The organism is Streptoalloteichus hindustanus, from assembly GCF_900129375.1.
Taxonomy (GTDB): Bacteria; Actinomycetota; Actinomycetes; order Mycobacteriales; family Pseudonocardiaceae; genus Streptoalloteichus; species Streptoalloteichus hindustanus.
This window is the reverse complement of sequence record NZ_FQVN01000024.1, coordinates 1-8,226: the sequence shown is the minus strand read 5'-3', so window position 1 is coordinate 8,226 and position 8,226 is coordinate 1. Positions and strand designations below refer to the sequence as shown.

General features: G+C 71.4%; 12 protein-coding genes. All 12 read left to right on the top strand.

The annotated features are described in order from the left end of the window. Positions 1-465 (top strand): hypothetical protein (locus tag BUE43_RS32395; protein WP_073490178.1); only part of this gene is annotated, 465 nt, incomplete at its 5' end. A gap of 238 nt (positions 466-703) precedes the next feature. Next, complete coding sequence (locus BUE43_RS33990) at positions 704-1,261, top strand: hypothetical protein (RefSeq protein WP_143174541.1); 558 nt, start codon at positions 704-706, stop codon at positions 1,259-1,261. Continuing rightward, positions 1,258-1,677, top strand: a complete 420-nt coding sequence (locus tag BUE43_RS32385; protein WP_073490176.1) for a hypothetical protein — start codon at positions 1,258-1,260, stop codon at positions 1,675-1,677. Before BUE43_RS33990 ends, BUE43_RS32385 begins: the two co-directional genes overlap by 4 nt. A 6-nt stretch (positions 1,678-1,683) precedes the next feature. Beyond that, positions 1,684-2,202 (top strand): hypothetical protein, encoded by a 519-nt coding sequence (locus BUE43_RS32380; protein WP_073490175.1) that lies wholly within the window; start codon positions 1,684-1,686, stop codon positions 2,200-2,202. A gap of 2 nt (positions 2,203-2,204) precedes the next feature. Further along, a complete protein-coding gene (locus tag BUE43_RS32375) occupies positions 2,205-2,456 on the top strand; it encodes a hypothetical protein (protein ID WP_073490174.1) in 252 nt (83 codons plus the stop codon). Beyond that, entirely contained in the window at positions 2,456-2,707 is a 252-nt protein-coding gene (locus BUE43_RS32370; RefSeq protein ID WP_073490173.1) for a hypothetical protein, read from the top strand. Before BUE43_RS32375 ends, BUE43_RS32370 begins: the two co-directional genes overlap by 1 nt. After that, entirely contained in the window at positions 2,704-2,958 is a 255-nt protein-coding gene (locus tag BUE43_RS32365; protein ID WP_073490172.1) for a hypothetical protein, read from the top strand. Before BUE43_RS32370 ends, BUE43_RS32365 begins: the two co-directional genes overlap by 4 nt. Beyond that, a complete protein-coding gene (locus tag BUE43_RS32360; RefSeq protein WP_073490171.1) occupies positions 2,945-3,175 on the top strand; it encodes a hypothetical protein in 231 nt (76 codons plus the stop codon). The genes BUE43_RS32365 and BUE43_RS32360 overlap by 14 nt, the downstream gene beginning before the upstream one ends. 141 nt (positions 3,176-3,316) lie before the next feature. Further along, positions 3,317-4,933 carry an FtsK/SpoIIIE domain-containing protein gene (locus BUE43_RS32355; protein ID WP_143174540.1) on the top strand — a complete coding sequence of 539 codons (1,617 nt, stop codon included), beginning with the start codon at positions 3,317-3,319 and terminating at the stop codon, positions 4,931-4,933. Between the two features lie 60 nt (positions 4,934-4,993). Beyond that, on the top strand, positions 4,994-6,688 hold the full coding sequence (locus BUE43_RS32350; protein WP_234996045.1) for a replication initiator: 1,695 nt from the start codon (positions 4,994-4,996) through the stop codon (positions 6,686-6,688). Continuing rightward, positions 6,685-6,903, top strand: a complete 219-nt coding sequence (locus BUE43_RS32345; RefSeq protein WP_407697149.1) for a helix-turn-helix domain-containing protein — start codon at positions 6,685-6,687, stop codon at positions 6,901-6,903. Before BUE43_RS32350 ends, BUE43_RS32345 begins: the two co-directional genes overlap by 4 nt. 32 nt (positions 6,904-6,935) lie before the next feature. Continuing rightward, positions 6,936-8,162: a tyrosine-type recombinase/integrase gene (locus BUE43_RS32340; protein ID WP_073490168.1), complete on the top strand. Its 1,227-nt coding sequence runs from the start codon at positions 6,936-6,938 to the stop codon at positions 8,160-8,162. Positions 8,163-8,226 lie beyond the last annotated feature (64 nt).

Sequence of the window (8,226 nt, the reverse complement as noted above, 5' to 3'; positions counted from 1 at the left end):
AGGGGTTACCGGTTCGCGGTTCCGTTCGAGGTGGTCTTCCCGAAGGGCCTGGTGCTGGTGGGGGAGCTGGGGCCGGACAACGAGTACCAGTCGCGGGAGGACCGGGCGGCGGGCAAGCCGGTGCGGCAGCGGGTGGACGAGGCCACGGGGTTGCGGCAGTGGAAGGGCACCTTCACCGACCCGAGCGCGGAGAAGGAGCGGGACGCCAGCGTGACGGTGACGTTCCTGGCGGAGGTGCAGCCGGTGCCGACCACGCCGGAGTTGCTGCCCGGCACGGGGATGCGGTTGGCGGAGTTGGAGGGGCTGAGGGCTGTTCCCCGGGTGGTGGGTGCCGGGGAGTTCAAGACGTTGGGGTGGTCGTTCTTCGCGACCGGGTTCAAGGCGTCCGGTGCCGCTGGTGGCTCGGGTGGTGGCCGCGCGGCGGCGGGCAAGCCGGCGGAGAAGCCGGACGGCAAGGCGGCGTAGCCGATGTACGCGGGGTCGGTGGGCGCGGTCCGGCTCGCTGAGCGGGTGCGGATGGTCCTGGACGCTCATGCGGTGGCGGCGCGGGTCGGGAACCGGTCGTTGTGTGACGCCTACGCGCTGTGTCTGGTGCGGGTGGTCTGCACGGTGCTGGATGTGCGTCCGTGGTTCGCGTGGCTGCTGGTGGCGGGCTGGACCGCGCCCACTGTCCCCGTTTCGAGGGAAGCGGGAGATGACTCGGATGGACAACACGAACGACCCGGCCGACCTGGACGAGTGCGGGTCTGCTTGCCCGGGAACGGGAAGCGGCGGGTTCAACCAGCGGGAGTGGGCGCGGGTTCCGTTGGGGGTCGCGTTGGAGTGCAACCGGATTCACCAGGAGGCCCGGGACGCCACGTTGGCGTTGGGCGGGCGGGAGGTGGACGAGTCGGCGGAGACCCGCCGGTTGTGGACCACGGTCATGCGGGAGCGGGACCGGATCACGATGGCCCTGGTGCGGGGCGCGGGCCTGGACTTCGCGGTGGCCTCGGATGTGGCGTTTGAGTGGGTGCGCTGCGGCCCCTGGCTTCCCCCGGGGACCGAGGATCGGGCGGAGTGGGTGGTGCTGGCCCCGCGTGAGGTGCGGGACGGGCACGGGCAACTGCTTGTGGTGCCGGTGGATGAGGACGACCCCGGGTGGTTGTCGGTGGTGTGCCGGCGGTGCGGGGTCGAGCTGGCCTCGGGTCCGGCGTCGATGCGATCGGTGCTGCTCGGCTTGTTCGGTATCCGTCTCCCCCAGACCCGGGGTGGTGGGTTGTGAGCTGGGTGGAGGACTTCCTGGTCTCCGACACCGCGTGCGACACGCAGGCGCGGTCGGCGCTGCACGCCCTGCGTATCCACCGGGAGGCGTTGCGGGCCTTGGTCGAGGCGGGCGCGCCGGTGGGGCGGTTGGAGTGCTTGGAGTCGGTGCAGGAGTGGGACCTGGCCTTGGACCAGGTCCTCAACGCTGAGGCGTTGTGGGCGGACCTGGTGGAGGTGGTGACCGCGCGGTGGTTGGCGTGGCGGGCGTTGTTGCGGGCGGTGGAGGCCGACCACCAGCGGTGGCTGTTGGCCCAGCACCCCGACAGTGAGCCGGCAAAGACTCGGCCGGTGCTGCGCCTGGTCCCCACGGGCGACACCGGCGGAGACAACAACGGAAACCGCAGCGGGGAGAACAACGGCAGCGGGAAGGAGTGAGGGACGGTGTCGGTGGCGTTGGCGTGGCGGATCGCGCGGGACCCCGCCGTCGTGGAGACGGCGTTAGACGAGGTCGGGCAGGCGGCCCTGGCCGCGAGTAAGGCGAAGATCGCGCTGCTGGGCGCGAAGGTCCGGGTGGAGATGCTCGCCCAGGACGTGACGGCGGAGTGGGACGCGGCGCTGCGGCGCTTGGCGATGGCCGGGCAGTGGTTGGCGTTGATGTGCGGTCCGGTGCGGGAGGCCGAGGAGGAGGTCCTGGCCGCCAAGGACAAGGCCGGCCGGTTGTGCCCGGAGTGGGGCGCGGGGCTGACCGGGGCGGCCGCGACGGCGGCGGCAGCGCTGGATCTGGTGGGGAGAACGCAGGCCACGATGGAGGAGTTGGTGGGCCTGGCCGGGCAGGCGCTGCAACACGCGGGGGCCGGGGATGAGACGGCCGTGGGGGCGTTGAAAACCGCGATGGCCCAGGTTGAGGCGGTCTACGGCGAGTTGGACGCGGTCCTGCCGCGGCTGCGGGAGGCGCGGTAGCCATGAAGATCCGCATTGAGGGCACGCAGAACGAGGTCACGGCGGCGGCGCGGCTCGTCGCGGAGGTGCTGGACGTGCACGAGGTCAGCCGCTTCTACCCCAACCGGGGACACTCCACGCTCGGGCGGGTCTACCTCACCGTGGGTTCGCCGGCCAGCCGGCGGGTGTGGGCGGAGGCGACGCGGTTGGACCGCCCCCAGCGGCCGGCGCTTCCCAGCGGAGAGTCCGACCGTGACCGCCGGGGCGGTGCGTGATGGCCAACGTGAGTGCGGCGGACGTGATCCGGGTGATGCGGGACGTGGCGACCTTGCAGGAGGCGGAGCGGACCGCTCGGCGGGTGCTCGCGGCGTTGGAGGACGCGGCCGGGGTGGTGGAGCGGGCGCAGGGTGATGTGGCCGGGATCGCCGGGTACGACCCGGGGGCCGCCGCGTTGCTGCGGGAGATCGTGGCCGCCTACTCCGAGGTCAAGCCGATCGCGGACCGGCTCGCGGCCTGGGCGGGGTGAGCGTGGTGTTCCTGGCCAAGCACGCGCGGCGGCGGCGTCAGGTGGTGGCGTGGCAGAACGCCGCGCACCGGATGCACCTGGCGCACTTCCACCTCCGGCAGGCGCTCACCGCGCTCGGGGAGGCGGAGGTTGGGCCGGAGGCCCCGGTCTGGGAGCGGCTGCACCGGGCTGCCTCCCTCGCGCACACCCTGGAGTTGGAGTGGCGGTGGGCCGCCCTCGGGCGACGGAGGCCGCAGCGTGAACGCGGATGAGGACCTGGCGGTGCTGGGCCGGCTCGTCGGCGACCTGGACGGCGCCCGGGAGGGCTTGCGGTTGGTGACCGCGCCCCTGATGAACGAGGTGGACGGCCCGGAGTGGGAGGCGGTGGACCGGGTTCAGCGGGGCCTGGTCGACCTGGCGGCCCAGGTGGCCGATCTGCGGTCACGCATCACGCGGGAGGCGGAAGAAGCCGAATCCCGCGACAGGTAAGGAAAAACCCGATGTGACCCCCTTGTGGCCGGGGCGCGGATGGTCCGGTGACTCGTTGGCAGCGAAAGACCGGGCTGTCTGCGCCCCTGGCCGGGGTCTCCCTTGGCAGGAGGGTTTCAGGTTATGGGCGCGCGTGCGGACGTGTCCACTGTCGTTGCGTGGCTCAACACCCACGGAACGACGCTGGTGTGGTTAGCGGTCGTCCTGGTCGGTGTCGCGGTCTTGCACAAGGTCGCGAAGCTGCTGCGGGCGGCGGGCGAGGCGGCTCGCCTGGTGGTGTGGGTGGTCAAGGTCCCGTTCCTCGGGGCGTGGTGGGCCGGTAAGGGCCTGTGGTGGTTGGGGCGGCAGGCGCGCCGGTTCTGGCGGACTAGCCTCGGCCTCGTCGGTGCCGGCGGCCTGGTGCTGCTCGTCGGTGCCCCGTCGGCCGGTGTGGTCGCCACCGTGGCCCTGGTGGCCGGGATCGCTGCCTGGTGCTGGTGGTTCGCCTGGCGCGAGTCGTTCACCAGGCTCGTCGGGATGCCGGCGCGGGGGTGGTGGCGGCACTGGGCCGTCTACGCCCCGCGCTGGGGCCGGTGGATGCGCCGCCTCGGCCTGGTCGTCAAGGACGTGATCAGCGAGACCAGTGAGGGTGTGCAGACCGTGGCCGCCGTCGCGGTGCCCCGGCTCGTCCGGGTGCACTCGGACCCCTGGTGGGACACCCTGCACGTGGCGTTGGCGGTGGGGCAGGCCCCGGAGGACGTCACCGCCAAGATCTCCCACCTGCGGACCGCGCTGCGCTCGGATCGCGTCCTGGTCCGCGAACCCGCACCCGGAGTGGTCGACATCGCGGTGCAGCGTCGGGATCTGCTGGCCACCACGATCCCGGCCCTGCCGATCCCGGACGTGGCCGGTGACCAGGTCGACCTCAAGGCGGCCACCATCGGCCGGACCGAGTTCGGTGAGCCGTTCACCGTGCCCCTGCTCGGCGGGCACCTGTTGGGCGCGGGGGAGACCGGCGGCGGCAAGAGCTCGCTGTTGTGGTGCCCGATCCGGGCTGTTGCCCCGGCGGTGCGGGACGGCCTGGTCCGGCTGTGGGGTGTGGACCCGAAGGTGCTGGAGATGGCCATGTGCCGGCCGATCTTCCACCGGCTCGGGACCGGCCCCATCGACGCGCACGCGATCCTGCTGGAGCTGCTGGACCTGTTGGAGCAGCGCAAGCGGGAGTTGGCCGGCGCGGCCCGGCAGGTGACGATCACCCCGGACACGCCGCTGGAACTGCTGTTCCTGGACGAGATCGGCGCGTTGTTGAAGTACCTGGGCACCCGCCAGCAACAAGCTGTCCTGGCGCAGCTCCTGGCGCTGGTGCAGACCCAGGGTCGGGCGCTGGGGTTCGGGGTCGCCGCGTTCGTGCAGGACCCGTCGAAGGACACGGTGCCGGTGCGGGACCTGTTCCCCAACCGGGTGTGTCTGCGGGTGCGGACCTCCTCCCAGGTGGACATGGTCCTGGGTGAGGGCATGCGGGACCTCGGGGCGCTGGCCGACCGCATTCCCCACCACCTGCCCGGTGTCGGCTACGTCCGCTCCGAGGATCAGAAGGAAGCCCTGCGGGTTCGGGCCGGCCACGTCACCGACGGCGATCTGGCTGACCTCGTCTCCGTCGTCTGCCCCGACGGCCAGAGCCTCAACGCGCCGATCCCGGAGAAGTACCTGGCCGCCGCACGCGGCGACGGCGACGGCGGTGGCGGCGCGGGTCGGCCGAAGCTGCGCCCCGTCGCCTGACCCTCTGTCGGGCTCGTCGCCCGTCTCCTTGCTTCGTGTGACACGTCTTGGGGGACTGTCATGTCTTCACCCATCACCGATCAGACCACAGTGGACACCAAGCCTGTCCACAATGGACTCAGCGGCGCGGACGGGTACGAGACCCGGGCCGACCGGCTGCGCAAGCCCAAGGCCCTGGACGTGGCCCGCGCGGTCGCCGAACAGCACGGCGTGTGCGCGCGGCCGGTGGTCCGCGAACGCGTCGACCTGGACACCGGCCGGGTCGATCACGTCCCGGTGCCGTGCGGGTCGACCCTGGCCAGCACGTGCGCGCCGTGTGCGGAGAAGAACCGGCGGCTGCGGATGGCCCAGTGCCGGGAGGGCTGGCACCTGGCCGACGAACCCGACTTCACCCCCGACCCGCCGACGGCGGAGCAGCGGGAGGTGTTGGAGGTCCGCGCGGACCTCGCGGCCGAGTACGCCGAACTCCGCGACGCCGGGGACGTGGCCGGGGCGGAGTCGGTCCGCGACACCGTGGCCGAGCTGGACCAGGTGCTGCGGCAACTCGGCGTCCGGGGCTCGCTTCCGCCCCTCGATCCGCCGGAGCGCACGCCGCGGAAGCGGTCGACGCGGCGGCGGCAGGACGTGCCGAACCTGCCCCGGCGGCCGGTCGCCCGGCGCACGGTGGGGCGGGTGTTCGCCGGCCGCTACCGGCCCTCCACCTTCGTGACCTTGACCTTGGACTCCTACGGCAAGGTCCACGCCGATGGGACCCCGGTCGACCCGGAGGGCTACGACTACCGGCGGGCCGCCCGCGACGCGGTCCACTTCGCCCGCCTGGTCGACCGGTTCGTGCAGAACCTCCGCCGCGCGGTGGGCTGGGACGTTCAGTACTTCGCCACCGTCGAACCGCAACGCCGACTGGCGCCGCACTGGCACGCCGCGATCCGCGGTGCCATCCCCCGCGCCGACCTGCGCGCCGTGGCGGCGGCCACGTATCACCAGGTGTGGTGGCCGCAGCATGACGAACCCGTCTACGGCGGGGACCGGGCACCGGTGTGGGACGACCGGGCCAGGGGCTTCGTTGACCCCGACACCCGCGCCCCGCTGCCGACCTGGGAGGAGGCCCTGGACGCGCTCGGGGCCGATCCGGACGCGGCCCCGGCGCACACGGTGTTCCTCGGCCCCCAGGTCCACGCCAAGGGCGTCCTGGGCGGCAGCGAGGAAGCCGGCCGGCATATCGGCTACCTCACCAAGTACCTGACCAAGTCCATCGACCAGGTCGTAGAACCCGCCACGGACCGGCAACAGCGCCACGCCGATCGGCTCCTGGCCGAGCTGCGCATCACGCCGTGCTCGCCGCGCTGCCCGGTCTGGCTGCTCTACGGGGTCCAACCCCAGGGAGCACGCCGGGCGATGGACCCCGGGGTGTGTCGCGGCAAGGCACACCGCCCCACCTCTCTGGGCGTCCCCGGCCGGCGGGTCCTGGTCTCCCGGAAGTGGTCCGGCAAGTCGCTGGCCGACCACCGCCACGACCGCAAGGCGTTCGTCCTGGCGATGCTGCGCCAGGTCGGCATCACCACACCCGACACCCCCTCGGCGCGGGTGTCCTGGGCACCGGTCCGGCCCGGTGACCCCGCCGTCCCACCCCGGGACGTGCTGCTGCTCAAGGCCGTCGCGGAACGGGTCCGGTGGCGGCGGGAGTACGACGCCGCCCTGCTGGCCGCCCACGGCCAACCACCCGCCCACAGTTCGGCAATCCCGCACGCCGCGTGACCACCGAGGAGGACGAGATGGGCAAGGCGGTGGAGCTGCACCCGTTGTGGGGCGTGGACGAGGTCTCGGCGTACCTGGGCGTCCCGGTGAAGACGCTCTACCAGTGGAAATGGCGGGGTGAGGGGCCGCCCGTGCGCAAGGTCGGCCGGTATCTGCGCTACGACCCGGCCGCCGTCCGGGCCTGGTTTGACGGACTCGGCAGCTCGGCTGCCTGAGGTGTTCGGCAACTCGACGGAAAGGAGATCCGGTGGGGCACGTCCAGGATCGCTGGTGGAAAGAGACGACGGACCCGGAGACCGGCAAGGTGAAGCGGGTCAAGACCAAGCTGTACGGCAAGGGACTGCGGTACAAGGTCCGCTACTACGCGCCTGACAAGACGGAGAAGAGCAAGAGCTTCCCCGACCGGGCGAAGACGCGGGCGGAGGACTTCCTGATCGAGATGGAGTCCTCCAAGCGGGAGGGGCGCTACGTCGACCCGAACGCCGGGAAGATCAAGTTCTCGGCGTACGTGCCCTCCTGGTACAAGGGCCAGTCGCAGGACGCTTCGACGCAGGAGAACCTGCGCCGTCAGGTGGAGAGCCAGCTTGTGCCGTTCTTCGGTGATCTTCCCCTGAAGGAGGTCGAGAAGATCTCGAAGGTTCGGGAGTGGTTGGCGTGGATGGGTGACAAGGGCCTGTCGCTGAGGTACCGACAACTCCTCTTCGACCGGCTGTCCTCGATCTTGAACGCGGCGGTGGACGAGAAGCTGATTCACTCCAACCCGTGCAGGGCGCGGAGTGTGAAGCGGCCCACTCCCCCGGAGAAGCAGATCAAGCCGTGGACGGAGTCGCGGATGCGGGCTGTGCGGATCGCGCTTCCCGAGCGGTACAAGATCACAGTGCCGCTGGGGGCGGGGGCAGGGCTACGCCAGGGGGAGATGTTCGGGCTGTCCGATGACGACATCGACCGGGAGGCGCGGGAGCTGCACGTGGTGCGGCAAGTCCGCATCGTGGGGAACCAGCTCGTGTTCGCTCCGACCAAGAACAAGAAAACCCGGTCGGTGCCCTTGGGGGACGGTCTCCTGGACGAGCTGGACGACTACATGGAGCGGTTCCCGCCGGTCGCGGTGACGCTCCCGTGGGAGAAGCCGGGGGGCAGGCTTCACACGGTGCGTCTGATCCTGGTGACCAAGGAGGGGCAGGCGTGCCGCAGGCAGGTGTTCAACATGGGCGTCTGGCGGCCGGCGTTCAAGCGCGCCAAGCTTGACTACCGCAAGCAACAGGATGGCGTCCACGCGTTGCGGCACCTCTACGCCTCGTCGCAGTTGGAGTACGGCGTGTCGATCAAGGCGTTGTCGGTGAGTCTCGGGCATCACGACCCCGGTTACACGCTGCGCGTGTATACGCACCTGATGCCCTCCAGCCACGACAGGAGTCGGAAGGCCGCTGACGCCCTGATCAAGCCTCGGCGGCGTGATGGGCGTCAGACGGCCTGACGACGGCCTGAGGAGATCAACAAGATGCAAACGGCCTGGTCAGGGGTAGAGCGTGAACCAGATC